Raw genomic sequence first — 19,819 nt, forward strand, 5'->3', positions numbered from 1 at the left:
AGAGAGGAACCGATATGAAGTTGATGCAGATCTTTGCCGGGGTCGGCCTAACATTGGCCGGGCTGACCGCTGTGCCCGCCATGGCCGACGCGCACCCGCGCCACCATGCGCAGCGCTATGACGATGGTCCACGCGCGCGCGATCAGGATCGCCGCCGATGGGACGACCGCCGTCAGTGGGACAATCGTCGTGGCTGGAACGACCGGCGCGGTCGGGACGATCGCCGCGCATGGAACGACCGCGGCCGATGGGACGATCGTCGCGGGGATGGTCGCCGCGATCGTTCGGGATATCGCGGCGAACGGATCATCCATGGCGGATCGCGCGAAGCCGCCGCGATGGGGGTCCAGTATCGCGGCCCCTGCCGGTACGTGATCCGCAACGGCCGCGAAGTCTGCGGATAAGCGACCGACCCCTTCCGGCGATGCCGGGAGGGGTTATTTTTTTGGCGTGACCCAGACCGATACCGGCACCACGACCTTGCCCGGCGCGGGCTTGCCGACATCGACGCGGTCGGCGGTGACCAGTTCGCCGGTTTCGAGATTGAACGACGCCCATGGCTTGGGCATGCGGCCGAAGGTCATCTTCTGGATCGGCTGGCCGGTGGTCGAATTCATGATCGTTGCAGTGACAGGCATGGGCGGCGGGTAGCCCCTGCCCTGCCCGTCTGTCCAGTTCAGAAACGCACGTCCCAGCCCAGCGTGAACGTCCGACCGCGCCCTGCGAAGACGGCGAAGTTGTCGGTGGGAAGCCGGGTATCGCTGTTATAATCGATATAGAAGCGATCGAAGATGTTCTGGGCGCTCAGCGACACGCCGCCGAACCTGGTCTGATACCGGATCTGCGCGTCGGTGACGTCATAGCCGCTGAAATTATTATCGGGGTTTGGGTTCGCCTTTCCCCGGAACGTACGCGACAGATAGAATTGCGTCTGGACGCGCGCGGTGAGCGGACCGTGCGCGACATCTGCGGCAAGGTTCAGCCGATCGGGCGAGATGTTGGTGCCGTCGAGATCGGTGTCGACCACGCCGTCGCCGGGTGCGCGGTCGCTGTCATAGCGGCCGAGGATATGCGCATAGCCGGTCGAGACGCGCAGCCCCGGTAGCGGGGTCTGTACGGCGAGGCTAACCTCCAGCCCCTCGATCTCGACGCGCTGGCGCTGGACCTCGAAAATGCCGTTGCCCTGCGCGATCAGCAACTGGCCGCGATCGCTCAACGACCAGAAATAGGTGGTGCTGGCATCGAGCGGCCCGCGCTTCACCTCGACGCCGACTTCGCGATTGTTCGACACGACCGGCTGGATATCGAGGAAATTGTCCAGCCGGACGTTCGGCGTGGCGATGGCGCGGGTGATGCGGCCGATATCGGCCATGGTGAAGCCCTGTGCATAGCTGGCATAGGCGCGAACGCCGGTGAAGGGTTCGAAGATCGCGCCGCCGTTGAACAGCAGGTCGCTGAATTTCGGGCTGCCGCCGGTCACCGCGACCCCGCCATAGGTCGCGACGTTGCGCCCATCATAGGTGTTCGACGCAAGCGTGCGGAAATCGTCGATGCGGACCCGCACATTTTCCCAGCGCGCCCCGCCGGCCAGACGGACGACCCCGTCGAACAGCTTCAGATTGGCCTGAGCAAAGGGGGCAAGGCTGCGAAAGTCGGCGGGCGGAACCCAGATGCGGTTCGTCGCGATCAACCGCTGCTCGGTCCGGTCGATCAGCGCGTCGAAGCCGATCGTCGCTACCAGCGCGTCGAACCCCGGCACGGCGCGCTCGTAGCTCAGCTTCGCCCCCAATTTGCGCGAGCGGTTTTCCGACTGGTCGAACAACGTGCCGACCGGCGCCAGTACCGGGTCCTGAAAGGTCGGGGTGAAGGTCACTTCCCCGCCAAAGGTGTCGTGCGTGCGGTTGAAGAAGAACTGGGTGACGAGATTGCCGCCGAACAGGTCGCTGTCGGTGTAGGACAGCGACAATGCCTCGGCCCGGTTGGCGGCCGGCTTGCCCGGCGGCGACCCGCGCACCGCACTGGTCGGCAGGCCGGTACGACGGTTGCCGGCGATCGCGACATAATCACCGTCGCCGTTCAGTTCGTAACGATTGGCGATCAGGTCGAGCCGCCCGGTCGCGCCGACCGCGAGCCCCAGCCGCGCGAAAATATCGGTCGCGCGCGAATCCTGCGTTTCGCCCTGCGTCAGGTTGACGCCGATCCGCCGGTCGCGCGCGTCGTAGAATGCGCCGCGCCGTTCGTAACTGGCCCCGAATGTCGCGTCAAACCGCCCGGCCTTATACTGGACCAGCCCCGCCGCCTTGCCGCCAAAGCCGTCCTTGTCGAAGTCGTCGGCGGTCGTGGCCTGCACCAGCGCCCGGCCGGTGACGCCCTCTTCGCGCGGTGCGCCGACCGTCACCTGATTGACGATGCCACCGGTGCCGCCGACACCCTGCAACGCATTCGATCCATAGATCAGTTCGACGCGATCGATGAAGAAGCCGTCGATGGTGAAGCCGTCGCGGCTGCCGTCGCGCAGCGGCGTCGTCTGCGGAATGCCGTTGATCGCATAGAGCGGCGAGCGGCCGCGCAGCGTCTCCCCCGCGCCCGATAATTTGCCGCGTGTCGGCGAAAAGCTGGGCGTCAGCGTGGCGACGGCATCGGTGATGCTGCCCGACAGCGCGATCTGCTGGTCGAGCGCCTGCTTGTCGATCAGGTCGATGGTCAGCGGCAACGCATTGGGCGGCAGGATGGTGCGGGCGGCGGTGATGACGATCTCGTCGTCGACCGGTCTCGCGGCGGTCGTGGCCGCTTCCGGTCCCGCTTCCTGTGCGATCACCGGCTGCGGCACCAGTGCGAGCGCCGCCCCGATCATCCAGCGCGAACGCCGCGTTTCCGACACCATCATCATTTCCCCCGCGCAACAATTGACCTCATCTTGCGCGGCCGCTATCGCGATCAATTATCAATAGCAAGCGCAGATGAGCGAACCATCGATGATCCGCACCGTATTGTTCCAGCTTCACTGGTTCCTCGGGATCACCGCCGGGCTGGTGCTGGCGGTGATGGGCGTGACCGGCGCGTCGCTCAGCTTCGAGCCGGAAATCCTTGCCGCGCTGAACCGGGATCGGCCGGTTGCCGCTGGTACGCGGCTGTCGGGGCCGGTGCTGGCGGAGCGGTTTGCGGCGCAGAAGCCGGGGGCGACGATCACGCGGCTGACCGTGCCCCCCGATTCCAGCGAGCCGACGCTGGTCGGCTATACGCTGCCCGGATCGAAGGAACGACATGTCGAACGGATCGACCCCGCGACCGGGCGACTGACGGGCACGCTCAAGGGAAGCGCCGTGTTCGAGATGATGGAGGACCTGCACCGTTGGCTGGCGCTGCCCGACGACGGCGACGGTATCGGTCGGCAGATTACCGGTTTCTCGGCGATCGCGTTGATCTATTTCGCGCTTTCCGGCCTGTATCTGCGCTGGCCGAAACGCCCGCTCGACTGGCGCAACTGGTTCGTGCTCGACCTGCGGAAGACCGGGCGAAACCTGTACCGCGCGCTCCACGCCGTCGTCGGCGGCTGGGTACTGGTCTTCTACCTTATCAGCGGGCTGACCGGGCTGTGGTGGTCCTATGACTGGTATCGCGACGGGGTGAAGGCGATGCTGGTCGCGCAGGTCGCCGAGAACAAGCCGGTCAAGGGCGCGAAGGCGGACCTCTCGCTGGCATGGTGGGGGTTCGAACGCGCGACCGAAGGCCGCCGGTACGACCGCATCATCGCGAGCGTCCGCGACAACCAGGTGCAGTTCCGCGCGAAACTGCCCGGTGCGCGGCACGACCGGGTGACCGACGAACTCACCATCGACGGGACCAGCGGGGCAGTGGTGTCGGCCACGCCCTACGCCATGCGGACCGTCGGCGAGGATATCGTCACCAGCGTCTATGAACTGCATCGTGGTGCCTATTTCGGGGTCGCCGGGCGTATCGCGATCCTGCTCGCGAGCCTGTCGATGCCGTTGTTCACCATCACCGGCTTCCTGCTCTATTTCGCGCGACGGCGGCGCAAGGCCGCGCTGGCGGCGGTCGTCGGCGATACGTCCGACCGGCCGGTCGCGGAGGCGACGACCCTCGTCGCCTATGCCAGCCAGACCGGATCGGCCGAACGGCTCGCCCGGTTGACCGCCGAGGCCCTGCCCGCCGCCGCCGCGCTGCCGATCGCCGCGCTCGACGATGCGGCGCTGGCACGGGTGAAGCGACTGTTCGTGATCGCCAGCACCTATGGCGAAGGCGAACCGCCGGACACTGCACGCGGTTTCGCGCGTGTGCTCGATCGCGCTGCCCCCGATCTGTCGCACCTCGAATACGCCGTAATGGCACTGGGCGACCGCGAATATGCCGAGTTTTGCGCGTTCGGCCACCGGGTCGATCGCTGGCTGCACGACAGCGGCGCGACCCGGCTGTTCGATGCGGTCGAGGCCGATGGCGAGGATGCCGATGCGCAGCGCCATTGGCAACGGCAGCTGGCGGGTCTGGGCGCGCGGACCGATCAGCCCGACTGGGCACCGGCGGCGATGGGGCAATGGCGGCTGGTCGAACGGCGACTGCTCAACCCGGGCAGCAGCGGCGGGGAAGCATGGCATATCGCGCTCGAACCGGTCGGCGCGACGGTCGACTGGATGCCGGGCGATATCGTCGAGATCGTCCCGCAACAGGATGCCCGCAGGGTCGATGCCTTTGTGAGCGCAGCGGGGATCGCGGATACGCCGGAGATGCGGGTGTTGCTGATGACGCGCATTCTCCCCGAGGCGGCGGATGCCGATGTCGCGACGCTCAAGCCGATCGGGCACCGCGAATATTCGATCGCATCGATCGCGGGATCGGGCCGGGTCGAATTGATCGTACGGCGCTGTCCCGCGACCGATGGCTTTGACGGTCTGGGATCGGGGTGGCTGTGCCACGGCGCCACGCTGGGCGGGACGATCGCGGCACGGGTTCGGGCGAACCCGGCCTTCCATCCGCCACGCGACGCGGCGACCCCGCTGGTGTTGATCGGCAACGGCACCGGGCTGGCCGGGCTGCTCGCCCATGTGCGGCATCGTGCGATACAGGGTGGCGGGCCGGTGTCGCTCTATTGGGGCGAGCGGCAGGCCGCGCACGACGATTTCCACGCGGTCGAACGGCAGGCGCTGGTCGACCGGGGCGTATTGACGCGGTCGATCGCGACCTGGTCCCGCGATCCGGGCGGCCCTCGTTATGTCCAGGACGCAGTCGCGGCAAACGCGCCGGCGATCGCCGCGGCGGTCGCGACCGGAGCGGCGATCTATGTCTGCGGCAGCGTGCAGGGCATGGCCCCGGCGGTCCATACCGCGCTGGCGACGATCCTCGGCGAAACGATGGTCGAGGCGATGCTGGAAGAAGGACGCTATCGCCGCGACATCTACTGATTGCCGGTCAGTGGCGATGCTCGCGGCGCAACCGGTAGCGGCCATCGGCATAGTCGTCGAACAACCCGGTGATCGCCGGATGATCGACCGGCTCCTCGCTGTCGTCGGCGATCAGATTCTGCTGGCTGACATAGGCGACATAGCTCGCCTCGGCGTTTTCGGCGAGCAGGTGGTAGAAGGGCTGGTCCTTGCGCGGGCGCGCTTCGGCGGGGATCGACTGGTACCATTCCTCGCTGTTGGCGAAGATCGGGTCGATATCGAAAACGACCCCGCGAAAGTCGAACAGACGGTGGCGCACGACGTCGCCGATCGAAAAACGGGCATGGGCGACCGGCGGCAACGGCGTGCCGAGGTCGAGCGAGGGGGAGGACGGGGCCTTCATGCGAAATAATCTAGGTCCGATGTGCGATTGCAGCAAGGAGGCGCTTGCAAGTCTCGAATCCTTGGGCTAACCGGCCTCCCTCGCTGACCACCGTGCCGCGCTGACCTGCGGCATGGAGCGAGAAACCTCTGCGGAGAGGTGGCAGAGTGGTCGATTGTACCGCACTCGAAATGCGGCGTGCCTTAACGGGTACCGAGGGTTCGAATCCCTCCCTCTCCGCCAGATGCCTTCCGTGCGAAGCGCGTCGCGATGAAGCCGCCCGGATGGGCGGCGCTTCCTTTCCTACCCATCGTCTGTCCGTCGCGCCGCGCGACCGGAGTTGGTCCGACCGCAGATGTCTGTCGATCGCCGCGACGATCGCCCGCGGTAGCTTCCGGTTCGGCGCAGCTTCGCGATCCGACAGGTGACCAAAAGTTCATGCCATGCTCACCGCCCCGCCCGGACGGCGGGGCTAAGCGGCAGGTCATGGCCGTAGTGTGCGGCCGGTGCAGTCAGGGTCGACCGTGTGAGCAAGCCGATTTTCTTCGATCCGACCGGGCGTCGCGGTGTGTGGGCAAGGCGGAGCGTGGCGTTGCTGATCCTCGCGGTCATCGCCGCGGCGGTGGCGTTTGCGACGACGCTGGTGGCGACGCCGCGCACGCTGGGCATTCCCCTGCCCTTTGCCCGGCGGCATGGCGAGGCGTTTGCGCCGCGCAGCGATACGACGGGGCGGCATGGGCGCTGGCTGCCGCACGCCACGTCGCCGAAGACCGGCGGCACGCCGCTGACGATTGGTTTCTATGCTCCCGATACGGCGGGCGGGATCGCGTCGTTGCAACGGCACCTCGCCACGCTCGACTGGGTCGTGCCCGCCTATGTCAGCGTGGTCGGTACGCAGGTGCATGCCATCGACGATCCGCGGCTGGAGCAGGTGCTTGCCGGTGCCCGCCATGCCCCGAAATTGTTGCCGATGGTGCAGAACCTGACCGATTCCGACTGGGACGGCGCGGGTGCGGCACAGATGCTGGCCGATCCGACGGCGCGCAAGGCGCTGATCGATCAGCTGGTCGCATTCGTGAAGGCACGCCATGCCGCCGGGCTGGTGATGGATTATGAAAGCCTGCCCGCCGCCGCCGTCGCGCGCTATCCGGCGTTTCTCGCGCAGTTGAACGCGGCGCTTCCCAGGGACGCGGTGCTGGCGGTGACGGCGCCGGCCGGCGATCCCGACTGGCGGCTGGCCGACCTTGCCCGTGCCACCGACCGCGTCATCCTGATGGCCTATGACGAACATTGGGAAAGCGGGGCGGCGGGGCCGATCGCATCGCAGCCATGGTTCGTGGGTCAGGTCGAAAGCGCGTTGCGACAGGTCGGTCGCGACAAGCTGGTGGTGGCACTGGGCAGCTATGCCTATGACTGGCATAACGGCAGCGCCGACGCGCTGTCGATCGAGGAAGCGTGGCTGGCCGCGCATGATTCGTCGGCGGCGGTCGGGTTCGACCGCGCCAGCGGCAATGCCGGCTTCGCCTATCAGGACGAACGCGGCAGCCAGCACAAGGTGTGGATGCTGGATGCGGCGACCAGCTGGAACCAGATGGCGGCGCTGCGGCGGCTGGGGATCGATGCGGTCGCGATGTGGCGGCTGGGCAGCGAGGATGCCGGGTTCTGGAACGACCTGACCGCCTATCGCACCACCGACCGCGTGCCGCGCATCACGCAGCTGCAATCGGCGCTGAACGTCGATGTCGAGGGGAGCGGCGAAGTGCTGCGCATCACCGCGCGGCCGACCCCGGGACAACGCAGCGTCACCTTCGATCGCAACGGCATGATCGCCAACGAAGCCTATGCCGCACTGCCGACGCCCTATGTCGTGCAGCGGACCGGTGCCGCCGATCCGAAGGCGATCGCGCTGACCTTCGACGATGGACCCGACGCGACGTGGACGCCGCCGATCCTCGACGCGCTGGAGGCGGCGCACGTCCCCGCGACCTTCTTCGTCGTCGGGGAGAATGCGATCGAGCATCCCGGGCTGTTGCAGCGGATCGTTCGCGACGGCGACGAGATCGGGAACCACAGCTATACCCACCCCAATCTGGCGACGACCGGCGAGCGGACGACGACGCTGGAACTGAACGCCACGCAGCGGCTGATCGAGGCATATACGGGACGGTCGACGACGCTGTTCCGCGCGCCCTATTTCGGGGATGCCGAGCCGACGACGATGGACGAGATCGCGCCGGCACTGCTGGCGCAGGATCTGGGCTATACGGTGGTCGGGCTGCACGTCGATCCCAATGACTGGCAACGGCCGGGCACCGATGCGATCGTCCGGCAGGTGATCGAGCAGGTCGAGGACGCGAGCGCCGACAGTTCGCGCAACGTCGTGCTGCTGCACGACGGCGGCGGCGACCGGGCGCAGACGGTGGCGGCACTGCCCCGGATCATCGCGATCCTGCGGGCCAAGGGCTATCACTTCGTCACCGCCTCCGCGCTGGTCGGCGTGCCGCGCGCGGTCGCGATGCCGGTGGTTGCCGGGCGTGATCTGGCGGCGGTGCGGACCGATGTCGCGATCTTCATCGTCATCGCTGCAATATCGGTGCTGCTGGCGTGGCTGTTCTACCTCGCCATCGCGCTGGGCATGGCGCGGGCGGTGCTGATGGCGGGGCTGGCATGGTTCCAGTCGCGGCGCGAACGGCCAACGCCGCCGGTGTTCCAGCCGAGCGTCACGGTCATCATCCCCGCCTATAACGAGGAGCGGGTGATCGCCGATTCGGTCGCGCGGGTGTTGGCCAGCGACTATCCGGGCCTGCACGTCATCGTCGCCGATGACGGGTCGAAGGACGGGACGAGCGCGGTGGTCCGCGCCCGGTTCGACGACGATCCGCGCGTCACGCTGCTGACGCTGGCCAATGGCGGCAAGGCGGCAGCGCTCAACCGGGCGCTGTTGCAGGCGGAGGGTGAGGTCATCATCGCGCTTGACGCCGATACCCAGTTCGAGACGACGACCATCGCCCGGCTGGCACGCTGGTTCGCGGACCCGACGCTGGGCGCGGTCGCGGGCGATGCGCGGGTGGGCAACCGGGTCAATCTGGTCACGCGCTGGCAGGCGGTCGAATATCTCACCGCGCAGAACCTGGAGCGTCGCGCCCTTGCCGGATTCGATGCGATGACGGTGGTGCCGGGCGCGGTCGGCGCATGGCGGCGCGCGGCGCTGGATGCGGTCGGCGGCTATCCCGAGGATACGCTGGCCGAGGATCAGGACCTGACCATCGCCATTCAGCGCGCCGGGTGGCGGGTCACCTACGACCCCAATGCCGTCGCCTGGACCGAGGCACCGGAGACGTTCAAGGCATTGGCGAAGCAGCGCTATCGCTGGGCATTCGGGACGCTGCAATGCCTGTGGAAGCACCGCGCGATCCTGCGCACCGGCAAGCCCGCCGGACTGGCGCGGATCGGCCTGCCACAGGCATGGCTGTTCCAGATCGCGTTCGCTGCGGTCTCGCCGCTGATCGATCTGGCGCTGCTGCTGTCGATCGTCGGTACGGCGGTGCGGGTGGCGCAGCATGGCTGGGCACAGACCAGCGGCGACGTGTCGCAAATGGGGCTGTACTGGCTGTGCTTCACCGCGATCGACGTGGCGTGCGGCTGGGTCGCCTATCGGCTGGACGGGAACAAGGCCCGCTATCCCGCACATCTGCTGGTCGCGCAGCGGCTGGTCTATCGTCAGATCATGTACTGGGTCGTGCTGCGGGCGATCGCGTCGGCCATCGGCGGGTTCGTGGTCGGGTGGGGCAAGCTGGAGCGGACCGGGAGCGTGCAGGCGGCGGCGTGAGCCGTTCGCCAGCCGCGCTATCGATACGCACCAAGCGTCCGAGCCCGGCCCCGCATCGGCGTACCAGACGATCAGCGCGGCAACGTCATCCGGACCATAAGGCCGGGATCGTTGTCGCCCAGTTCCAGCGTCCCGCCATGCAGCCGGGCGACCGCCGCGACCAGCGGCAGGCCCAGCCCCGCCCCGCTCTCGTGCCGCGACGGGTCCAGCCGACCGAAACGTTGCAGCGCCGCCGCCCGGTGTTCGGGCAGGATGCCGGGGCCATCGTCGCGAACCACGACGACAACGGTGCCGGCATCGGACTCGACCGACAAGCGAATCGTTCCTGCACCATATTTCAATGCGTTATCGATCAGGTTTGACACGGCCTGTCCGACCATTTCGCGGTGGACGTCGGCAGTGGCCGGCGCGGCCGGAAGGACCGCAATCGCCAGTCCGCGATCCTCGGCAAGGGGTTCGAACAGATCGGCAAAGTCGGCCACCAGCGCCGTCAGATCGGTCGGACTGAAGGCATCACGACCGATCCCTGCTTCGGCGCGCGTGATGCGCAGGGCGGTGTCGAGCATCCCGAGCAACCGGTCGCCCTCGTCCATCGCGCGGAGCACCGCGATCCGGCCGTCTTCGGTATCGGCGGCGGCCAACGCCCGTTCCAGCGTCGCGCGCAGCCGGGTCAGCGGCGATCGGAGGTCGTGGGCGAGAGCATCGGTCGCCATCTTCAATTCGCCGACCAGCATCGCGATCCGGTCGAGCATGGCGTTGACCGACTGTCCTAGCTTGTCGAACGCGTCGCGCCCGCCCAGCAAGGCGACGCGACGGTCGAGATCACCCGCGGTTACCGCCGCGACGGTATCGACGGTGCGCCACAGCCGCCGGGCAATGATCCGTGCCGCGACCCAACCGGCAAGCGTGGCGAGCGACAACGCGACGATCATCGCGGCGACCATCGCCATTTCCATGGCGCCGACAAAGGCCCGTTCGCCCTCGATCACATGCCCGGTCAGCAGCCGGGTGCCGTCGGGCAGGACGGTACCGATCACCCGCATCGATTCGGGCTGGTCGCGACGGACGCGGAACAATTCGATGGTGGCGGGCGATCCGGGGGACACGTTGGGCGGCCAGGCTCCGACATTCCCGGCCTGCGGCGTACCATCGCGCGCCGTCACCAGCACCACCGACAAGGGCCGGTCGCTGCGGTCGAGCCGCAGTTCGGCCGCCGCGCGCAAACCGGTCACACCCCGCGCCGCCCATGCCTCCAGCAAGGTCGCGCGGAGCCGTTGCGCTTCTTGCGTGGCGCTGGCGGTCAGGCGGCTTTCGGTGATCGTCCGCACCGTCAGCAGCGTCACCGCCGCACCGGCCAGTTGCAGCGCAAAGACCAGTGCGGCAAATCGCAGCGTCGCCGACCGGATGAGCAGCGTCAGGGTTCGCCCCCCAGCTTATAGCCCGACCCGCGCACGGTATGCAGCAGGCGGCGCGGCTCGCCATCGTCGATCTTGCGGCGCAGACGGCTGATATGCACGTCGGTCACGTTGCTGCCCGGATCGAAATGATAATCCCACACGCCCTCCAGCAACATGGTGCGCGTCACCACCTGTCCGGCATGGCGCAACAGATATTCGAGCAGACGGAACTCACGCGGTTGCAGGTCGATGACCCGCGCACCGCGCCGCACCCGACGCGCCAGCAGGTCCATCGTCAGATCGTCGCAGGTCAGCATGGTCTCGGCCGCCGGTGCGCCGGCCGGCTGACGCCGGGTCAGCAGCCGCACCCGCGCCAGCAACTCGGCGAAGACGAACGGTTTGGTCAGATAATCGTCGGCCCCTTGCGTCAACCCCGCGACCCGGTCGTCGGGCGATCCCATCGCCGACAGGATCAGCACCGGCGTCGTCACGCCGGCGGCGCGCATCGCCGCGATCGTTGCCATGCCGTCCATTTGCGGCAGCATTCGGTCCATGATGATACAGTCATACCCGCCGTCGATCGCGTGGAATAATCCGTCGCGCCCGTTGGCGGCGCGATCGACCACGAACCCGGCTTCGGTCAGCCCCTTGCCGATATAGGCTGCCGTTTCTTCATCGTCCTCGACGGTCAGGATCTTCACGTGACGCCACCTCCGGCGGCCGCAATATCAGCGAGTGGGCGCCGACGTCACCCCTTGCCGCGACATGCAGTATGACGGGACCGGCAGCGAGGGTCGAAACGTCGGCGGAGACTGGCGGATGGCCCGCAACGGCATCGATGACGTCGCCGACCTGCAAGCCCGACCGCGCCGCCATGCCGCCGGTCCGCAGACTGGTGACGACCCAACCATCGGGCAGGCGGTGCGGCGCTAAAGTCGCGCCGTCCGCCGCGAAGGTCGCGCCATCGGGGGCGACACCGAGCCACCCGGCGACCAACAATGCGCAGGCTGCCAGTCCGCAAAGCGTCATGTCGCGGACCATGGCGAAACGGGGTGCGTCGTGAACCGACATCCTGCAACTCCTCCATCCCGGTCGTACACGGCGCGACCCGACCGGACGATGGGCGACAGATGACGATGCGGTCATGTTGCGATTGACACGGGCGCGGCGGCATGGCGGTGATGCGGTCATGCAGCCACCCCGATCGCGTCCGCCGCGGCGCATCACCATCGTCGACGTCGCCCGTCACGCCGCCGTATCGACCAAGACCGTATCGCGCGTGCTGAACGGCGAGCCGCATGTCACCGACGCAGTGCGCGACCGGGTGCGCGAAGCGGTCCGGACGCTCGACTATCACCCCAACATCATGGCGCAGGGATTGGCGAGGCAACGGTCACATCTGATCGGGCTGGTCTATGAAAATCCCTCGCCCAGCTATGTCGTCGACCTGCAAATGGGCGTGCTGGACCGGTTGCGCGGCGAACGCTATCGGCTGGTGGTGCTGCCGGTTCGTTCGGTCACCGACCATGCCGACGAGGTCGTCGGGCTGCTGCGATCGGCGGCGGTCGATGGCGTGGTGCTGGCCCCGCCGGCATCGGACAGCCGCCGCATCCTCGACGAACTGACCGCGATCGGCATGCCCTTTGCCCGGATCGCGCCGACCCGCTGGCCCGAACTGACCCCCGGCGTGGTCGTCGACGACGTCGTCGCCGCCTGCGAGGTCGCGGCACTCGTCCTGAAGCAGGGGCACCGGCGGGTCGGCATTATCAAGGGGGATCCGACCCATGCCGCCGCCGAGGCGCGCATGGCGGGCTATGCAAAGGCATTCGCCGCCGCCGGCCAGTCGATCGATCCCGATCTCGTGCTCGATGGGTTGTTCACGTTCGATTCCGGGTTCGCGGCGGCACAGACGCTGCTCACGCGGCACGATCGGCCGACCGCGATCCTCGCGCAGAATGACGACATGGCAGTCGGTGCGCTGATGGCCGCGCGGGAGGCCGGGATCGACGTGCCGGGCGACCTGTCGATCGTCGGTTTCGACGATTCCGAAATCGCGCGCATCACCTGGCCACGGATCACCACGATGCGCCAGCCGGTGTTCGACATGGCGGTCAGCGCGACCACGCTGTTGCTCGACCAGCTGAGCGGCGCGGAGGTGCCGGCCACTGTCGCGCACGAACATCATCTGGTCGAACGCGATTCGCTCGCGGCCGCGCCGGTCGGCTAGGCTCCCGGTTCGCCGGTCACCGCCCGCACCGTCTCGCCCTTGCGCAAGGCGGCCAGCAACGCGCCGCTGGTATAGGGTTTGGCAAGAACGATCGAATCCGCTTCCTCGGCGACCGCGCCGGGATCGCCGGTTGCGAAGACGACCAGCGCTCCGGGGCGCAGGGTGCGGGCGCGCTGTGCCAGTTCGCGGCCCGAAGCGCCGGGCAGATTGACGTCGGTGACCAGCATGTCGACGGGCGCGGTCTGCAACGCGGTGATCGCCTCTTCGGCGCTCGCCGCCTCGACCACGACGAAACCCGCTTCCTCCAGCATTTCGGCGCTGCTGATGCGGATGAGCCCGTCGTCCTCGACCAGCAGGATCGTGCGCCGGATGGTCGGCGGCGTGGTGATCGCGACCGGCCGACTGTCGACGATCTGCGGTTGCAGCGTCGCGAGGTTGCGCTGCTGCTGGTTCGACAGGACATGGCGGATTTTCCGCGCCAGCGCCTCGCGCGTGTAGGGTTTCGACAACAGCTGCACGCCCTTGTCCAGCCGCCCGCCATGAACGATCGAGTTTTCGGTGTAGCCGCTGGTGAACAGCACGGCGAGACCGGGCAACCGCTCGCGGGCCTTGCGCGCCATTTCGGGGCTCTTGAGCGCGCCCGGCATGACGACGTCGGTGAACAGCAGGTCGATCGACATGCCGCTTTCGATCACCGCGAGGCCGCTGGCGGCGTCGGACGCCTTGAGCACGCGATAGCCGAGGTCCCCGAGCATCTCGACCACCGTGGTGCGGACTTCCTCGTCATCCTCGACGACCAGCACCGTCTCGGTCCCGCCGCGCACCGGACCGGTATCGACCTGCACCTCGACATCCTCGGACTCCATCGCCCGCGGCAGATACAGCTTGATCGAGGTGCCGTGCCCGACTTCCGAATAGATTTTTACGTGGCCGCCCGACTGTTTGACGAAGCCATAGACCATCGACAGGCCCAGCCCCGACCCCTTGCCCTCGGCCTTGGTCGAAAAGAACGGTTCGAACACCCGCGCGACGACGTCGGGGGACATGCCGCTGCCGGTATCGGTCACCGCCAGCATGACATATTGCCCCGGAATCACTTCTTCGTTCGTGCGGGCATAACTGTCGTCGAGATGGGTATTGGACAGCTCGATGGTCAGCTTGCCCCGCCCTTCCATCGCGTCGCGCGCGTTGATGGCGAGGTTGAGCAGCGCATTCTCGATCTGGCCCGGGTCGATGAAGGTATTCCACAGACCACCGGCAAAAACCGTCTCGATCTCGATCGCCTCGCCGATCGCCCGGCGCAGCATGTCGTCCATGCCCTGTACGAAGCGGGTGACGTTGACGACCTTCGGCTCCAGTGCCTGTCGACGACCGAAGGCGAGCAACTGGCTGGCAAGGCGTGCGCCGCGCGAAACGCCTGCCATGGCATTGTCGACCCGACGTTCCGCCTTGGCATTGCCGACCACGTCGTGCGTCAGCAATTGCAGATTGCCGCCAATGACTTGCAACAGATTGTTGAAATCATGCGCGATACCCCCGGTCAGTTTGCCGACGGTCTCCATCTTCTGTGATTGCGCGAGTTGCGCCTCGGCGTGCCGCCGCTCGGCGATCTCGGCGATCACCCGGCTTTCGAGCGTTTCATTGAGGCTGCGCAGCTGATCCTCGGCACGTTCGCGATGCCGGACCTGCCGGGCGAGGCTGTCTGCCTGCTCGCGCAACGCCGCCTCGGCAGCGCGCTGGTGCGAAATGTCGGTATGGACGCCGACCCATTCGGTGATTTCACCGGCGTCGCCGAGGATCGGCAGGGCACGGATAGCAAAGATCCGCCATTCACCGTCATGCCGCCGGACGCGGTGTTCGTGCACGAACATGCTACGCGCGGCGACCGCGGTATTCCAGGCAGCGATCGTCGCGGCGGCATCATCGGGATGGACCGCCGATGCCCAGCCGAAATCCTGATATTCGTCGAACGCCTGCCCGGTCAACGCCGCCCAGCCGGCCTGTTCGCCGACCATCCGGCCATCGGCGCTGTTGGTCCACAATACCCCGTGCACCGCCTGCATCGCGGTGCGGAACCGGCTGTTGCTCGCCTTGATCGCGGCAGCATCCCGGGCGCGTTCGGTCATGTCGATGCCCAGAATATATACGCCGACCGTCTGCCCGGTATCGTCCTGATGCGGGACATAGCGTATCTCGAACGCTCGGTGGCCGAGCGTCCGGTGCTGCAGCACGGTTTCGCCGACGATCCACTCGCCGGTCAGCGCCGCATCGATATCACCCTGCCGGTCGCGATACAGTTCCTTGCCGATCACCTCGCGGATATGCCGGCCGACCATCGCGTTCGATGCGCCGCCGAACCAGCTTTCATAGTTGGCGTTGACGAAGCGGTAGCGGTGATCCCGGTCGATATACGAAACGAGCATGGGCACGGCATCGGCGATGCGGCGCAGTTCGGCCTCGCTCGCCGCCAGACGTGCTTCGATCACCTTGCGCACGCTGTTGTCGATAACGGTGCACAAGACGCCATCGGCGACGCCCTGACCGTCGACGACCGGCGTGTAGTACAGGTCGAGGGTCAGCGTTTCCGAACCGTTCGCGCGCGAGAAGACGGTCGGCCGGTCACGGAACGACTGGCTCTGGCCGCGCAATGCTGCCGGCAGCACGTCCTGATAGTGGTCCCACAGTTCGGGAAACGCACTTCTGACCGGGGTGCCGAACACGGCCGGATGGCGTTCGCCAACGATCGCGCGATAGGCGTCGTTGTAGAACAGGATGTGGTCCGGACCCCATACCAGCATCTTGGCCACCGGCGAATTGACGATGTTCGCGATCGTCGCCCGCATCTGCGACGGCCAGTCCGCTGGCGGGCCGAGCGGCGTGTCAGCCCAGTCGCGCGACCGGATCAGCGCGCCGCATTCGCCGCCGGCTGCCGGCCAGTCCTTCGCCACCATGCCGCATCCCGCGCTGGCGGAGCGCAACGCACGCAGGCCGGCACGGACGACCTCGTCGGCATCGGCATAGCCCCCGCCCGCCACCGCATCGGCGATGAACGCTTCCAGTTCGGGGGACAGCGATACGGTGCTGGTACGTCGTCCGGTCATCGCGAACATCTCATGCAACTCATATTGTGTGTCAACGCGTGCGACGGTTTCATGCGGCGGCGGCCACCTCCGGCGCGACAGACGGAGCGGCGCGTTCGCCGATCGGCGTCACGACCGTCGCAATGTCCGGTGCGGTCACGCTGCCGCTGCGCTCCAGCTTGCCCCAGCCGACGCGTGGTCCGTTCATCGCCGCCGCCAGCGCGCGCAGGACCACCGCGTACAGCAACTGGCGGTAGCCGAACCGCTGCGCCAGCATCCGCAGCGGCGGCAGGCGTTCGCCCCTGCCCTCCAGCCGATAGGCGACCCAGCCACATGCCAGATCGATCGCGGTGAACGCCGCCCAGTAGAGCACGACCCAGCCGACATCGCCGCCCGCCGCTTCCCACCCGCGATCGGCGATGCGCCACGCGGTGGTGGCGATGCTCCCGATCAGCGCCAGGTCGATCAGCGGTGCGGCCAGCGTGAACAGCACCTGGAACACCAGCGCCTGCGGCAGCCCCAGCAAGGCCAGCCCGCGCGGACGACCCCGGCCGATGATCGCGCGGTGCTTCCACAGGCATTGCAGCGTGCCATAGGCCCAGCGATAGCGCTGACGGAACAGAGCCCGTGCCGTCTCCGGCGCTTCGGTCCAGGCGATCGCCTCCATGTCGCAGGCGACGTGCCAGCCGGCGCGCTGGATAGCGATGGTCAGGTCCTGATCCTCGGCCAGCGTATCGTCGGGATATCCGCCGACCGAATCCAGTGCCGCCCGCCGCCACGCCCCGACTGCCCCCGGCACGACCGTCACCGCGCCCAGCGCATGCAACGCGCGCCGTTCGAGGTTCTGTGCGGTAATGTATTCCAGCGCCTGCCACCGGGTAATCAGGTTGACGCGATTGCCGACCTTCGCATTGCCCGCGACCGCGCCGATCGCCGGATCGGCAAACCAGCGCAACAGCTTCGCAATGGTATCCGCTTCGAACTGGGTGTCGGCGTCGAGCGCGACGACGACGTCGCCCTTGGCGATCTGTAGCGCGGTGTTGAGCGCACGTGCCTTGCCACCATTTTCCAGTGTCAGCAGCCGGACGCGCGGATCGATGCCGAACGCGGTCCGGACGATATCGGACGTACCGTCGGTCGAGCCGTCGTCGATCACAATGACGTCGATCCGGACGCCGACGCTGCCGAGGATGCGGCGCACCGATGCCTCGATCACCCGCGCTTCGTTGAACGCCGGGATCAGCACCGACACCGACGTCGGGACCAGATGCGGCGCAACCGGCGGCGGACCGCCCCGGCGCGCGGCCAGCATCGCCAGTCCGGCCAAGGCGACCGACCGGGCGATGCCGATGGCGATCACCAGCAGGAATGCCGTCATCAACAGGTCGCGGGTCAGGCTGACACCGCCGAACAGGCCCCGCGCGCTGGCCGCTTCGTTCGCCTGCACGCCTTGCAACACCGGCATCACCTGATCGCGGGACAGCCCGGCGAGCCGCGACACGCCGACCAGTTCATAGCCGCGCGCACGCAGACCGCGAATGATCCCCGGCAGCGCCGCCAGCGTCCGGCTGCGATCGCCGCCCGAATCGTGGAGCAGCACGATCTGCGTCGGGCGATCGGCGGTACCGGCCTGAACCTCCGCAATCGTACGCGCGACGATCTGCTGCGGCGACGGCGTTTGCCAGTCATGGGGGTCGACGTTCAGGCCTACCGTCAGATAGCCGAGTTCGGCCCCGATCCGGGTCGCATGCAGCTCGTCGCCGCGATCGGGATCGGCATCGCCGAGGAAGGGCGGACGGAACAGCCGCATCGCCCGCCCGGTATAGGCCTCGACCAGCCGTTCGGTCGCGGTCAGTTCCAGCCGGATCGCTTGCGGCGAGCGGTGCGACAGATTGGCATGCGAGGTGCTGTGGTTGCCGAGTTCGCTACCCTCCTCGACAATCCGTCGCAGGATCGGTCCCTGCCCCAGCGCATTGGCACCGGTGACGAAGAAGGTGGCAGGTGCGCCTTCGCGCTTCAGCACGTCGAGGATCCTGGGCGTCCAGAGCGGGTCGGGTCCATCGTCGAAGGTCAGCGCGACCATGCGCCGCTGCGCGCCGGTGCGCTGGACGATATCGGGTCCGGGCAGGCGATCGACCTGCGCCGCGCGGACCATGCCGCTGGCATCGGACCGCAGCGTGCGGTGTCCGGCGGTCGCACCGGCATCCAGCCGCAATACCTCGCCCTGTCCGAGCAGCGTAACCCCGGCTGGCTGGGGCAAGGTTCCGGTCCCGGCGGCGGAACCGGTACGGGCAACGGTCCAGAAATGCGGGTCCTCGCTCCCCATGCGCCAGAGCGCAACCGCATTCGCGCCGGCGACCGACGCCGCGCGGAGCTGGTTGGCGGCGGTGACCGCATCGAGCAGCCAGACCTGATGGTCACGCCCCCGTTCGCGATAGGCGAAGTGCCAGTTGCCGCTTGCCCGATCGAATGTCGGCACGGTCCCCGCCTGTCGCGCGAGGTTCCACGCGTCGGCCACGCGCAGCGGTTCGGTCGTGCGACCGTTCCAGTCATAGCCGTAATTGCCCAGCGCAACGATCGCGCCGGGACCGGCGGCGCGCACTGCGTCGGCGACCACCTCCGCGAACCAGGCTTGCGACGCGATCGGTCCCGCCGCACCACCCATCCAATGCTCGTCATAGGCCATCAGCACCAGCCGATCGACGACCGTCGCATAGCGGGCGAGATCCCATTCCGCGTCCGCGACCGGGGTCGCGATCATCACCTGCCAGTGACGGCGGGCAAACCGCGTGCGGAGTTCGGACAGGAAACGGCGATAATCGGCGTGCGCGCTTGCGGGCAGGCTTTCGAGGTCGAGCATCACGCCCATTCCCCGCTCCGCCGCCACCATCGCTTCGATCTGTCCGGCGAAGCGGCTCCGCGCCTTCGCATCGGCCAGCAGCGCAGCGGTGCCGGTACCGTCCCAGCTGCCATCCTCACGCGCATTCTGCACCATCGGGATCAGCGCGGGCGGACGTTTCGCTTTCGCCAGTACCGCGTGCAGATAGTCATCCGTTTCATAGGCGAAGCGATGGTCGCGCCCGGCAACCGACGCGATGCCCGGTGCCAGCCAGTCGACCTCGTCCACATGACGCCCCAGCGACTGCCGCGATGCCGCATCCCACGGCATATAGAAGCCGAGCACCGGCAGGCGGCGTGCACCGGCAGCGGCCTCCCCCGCCGGCAGCCAGGGACCGGCGCTCGTTTGGAGGGGCGCAGTGGCAATCGCATGCGGACGCGCGGCATCCTCGGGGAGCGCCAGTGCGCCCCGCTGCGGCGTCCGTGTCAGTGCCGAAACGACCAGCGCGACGATCGCGAGCATCGTGACGACCAGGATCGCCGCGCCCCATCGCACCCGCCGGGCGCGCTGCCCGCTGGCATCGTAAAAGATGGGATGTGTCACGCCGCCCCCTGAAACCTGATAAGCAGCGCTTAGGCCGGGAAACCGAAAATGCGGTTAATTACCCGT

General features: G+C 67.6%; 12 protein-coding genes and 1 tRNA gene. 5 read left to right on the forward strand and 8 right to left on the reverse strand.

What is annotated here, in order from left to right; genetic code table 11:
* Positions 1–14 precede the first annotated feature (14 nt).
* Entirely contained in the window at positions 15–404 is a 390-nt protein-coding gene (locus tag ASE90_RS00540) for a hypothetical protein (RefSeq protein ID WP_055994542.1), read from the forward strand.
* Between the two features lie 33 nt (positions 405–437).
* Here ASE90_RS00540 and ASE90_RS00545 read toward each other — a convergent pair whose 3' ends face one another.
* On the reverse strand, positions 438–638 hold the full coding sequence (locus ASE90_RS00545; RefSeq protein ID WP_082438822.1) for a hypothetical protein: 201 nt from the start codon (positions 636–638) through the stop codon (positions 438–440).
* Positions 639–676: 38 nt separating this feature from the next.
* Positions 677–2,887 carry a TonB-dependent receptor gene (locus ASE90_RS00550; protein WP_414888712.1) on the reverse strand — a complete coding sequence of 737 codons (2,211 nt, stop codon included), beginning with the start codon at positions 2,885–2,887 and terminating at the stop codon, positions 677–679.
* A 73-nt stretch (positions 2,888–2,960) separates the two neighbouring features.
* Here ASE90_RS00550 and ASE90_RS00555 point away from each other — a divergent pair, with 73 nt between their 5' ends.
* On the forward strand, positions 2,961–5,417 hold the full coding sequence (locus ASE90_RS00555) for a PepSY domain-containing protein (RefSeq protein ID WP_235531606.1): 2,457 nt from the start codon (positions 2,961–2,963) through the stop codon (positions 5,415–5,417).
* Positions 5,418–5,424: 7 nt separating this feature from the next.
* Here the strand turns inward: ASE90_RS00555 and hspQ are convergent, their stop codons facing one another.
* Positions 5,425–5,799 carry a heat shock protein HspQ gene (hspQ, locus tag ASE90_RS00560; RefSeq protein WP_055994544.1) on the reverse strand — a complete coding sequence of 125 codons (375 nt, stop codon included), beginning with the start codon at positions 5,797–5,799 and terminating at the stop codon, positions 5,425–5,427.
* Between the two features lie 132 nt (positions 5,800–5,931).
* Here hspQ and ASE90_RS00565 point away from each other — a divergent pair.
* Both ASE90_RS00565 and ASE90_RS00570 read left to right on the forward strand, forming a co-directional pair.
* Positions 5,932–6,021, forward strand: a tRNA-Ser gene (locus tag ASE90_RS00565).
* A 283-nt stretch (positions 6,022–6,304) separates the two neighbouring features.
* A complete protein-coding gene (locus ASE90_RS00570) occupies positions 6,305–9,607 on the forward strand; it encodes a glycosyltransferase (protein ID WP_055994545.1) in 3,303 nt (1,100 codons plus the stop codon).
* Between the two features lie 71 nt (positions 9,608–9,678).
* On the opposite strand, the gene ASE90_RS00575 is transcribed toward ASE90_RS00570, so the two are convergent.
* From ASE90_RS00575 to ASE90_RS19445, 3 genes are all read right to left on the reverse strand, one after another.
* Positions 9,679–10,950 (reverse strand): sensor histidine kinase, encoded by a 1,272-nt coding sequence (locus ASE90_RS00575; protein WP_235531607.1) that lies wholly within the window; start codon positions 10,948–10,950, stop codon positions 9,679–9,681.
* Between the two features lie 71 nt (positions 10,951–11,021).
* Complete coding sequence (locus ASE90_RS00580) at positions 11,022–11,705, reverse strand: response regulator transcription factor (protein ID WP_055994551.1); 684 nt, start codon at positions 11,703–11,705, stop codon at positions 11,022–11,024.
* A complete protein-coding gene (locus tag ASE90_RS19445; protein WP_156361359.1) occupies positions 11,677–12,075 on the reverse strand; it encodes a PDZ domain-containing protein in 399 nt (132 codons plus the stop codon). Before ASE90_RS19445 ends, ASE90_RS00580 begins: the two co-directional genes overlap by 29 nt.
* Positions 12,076–12,148: 73 nt before the next feature.
* Here ASE90_RS19445 and ASE90_RS00585 point away from each other — a divergent pair, with 73 nt between their 5' ends.
* Positions 12,149–13,231, forward strand: coding sequence for a LacI family DNA-binding transcriptional regulator (locus tag ASE90_RS00585; RefSeq protein ID WP_235531608.1), 1,083 nt, complete (start codon positions 12,149–12,151; stop codon positions 13,229–13,231).
* On the opposite strand, the gene ASE90_RS00590 is transcribed toward ASE90_RS00585, so the two are convergent.
* Together ASE90_RS00590 and ASE90_RS00595 are read right to left on the reverse strand one after the other, a co-directional pair.
* Positions 13,228–16,332, reverse strand: a complete 3,105-nt coding sequence (locus ASE90_RS00590) for a PAS domain-containing protein (RefSeq protein WP_082449476.1) — start codon at positions 16,330–16,332, stop codon at positions 13,228–13,230. The two genes, ASE90_RS00585 and ASE90_RS00590, sit on opposite strands and share 4 nt — an antisense overlap.
* A 49-nt stretch (positions 16,333–16,381) precedes the next feature.
* Complete coding sequence (locus tag ASE90_RS00595; protein ID WP_156361360.1) at positions 16,382–19,753, reverse strand: glycosyltransferase; 3,372 nt, start codon at positions 19,751–19,753, stop codon at positions 16,382–16,384.
* Between the last annotated feature and the right edge of the window lie 66 nt (positions 19,754–19,819).

Origin of the sequence: Sphingomonas sp. Leaf67, assembly GCF_001421965.1 — a bacterium.
Lineage (GTDB): Bacteria > Pseudomonadota > Alphaproteobacteria > Sphingomonadales > Sphingomonadaceae > Sphingomonas.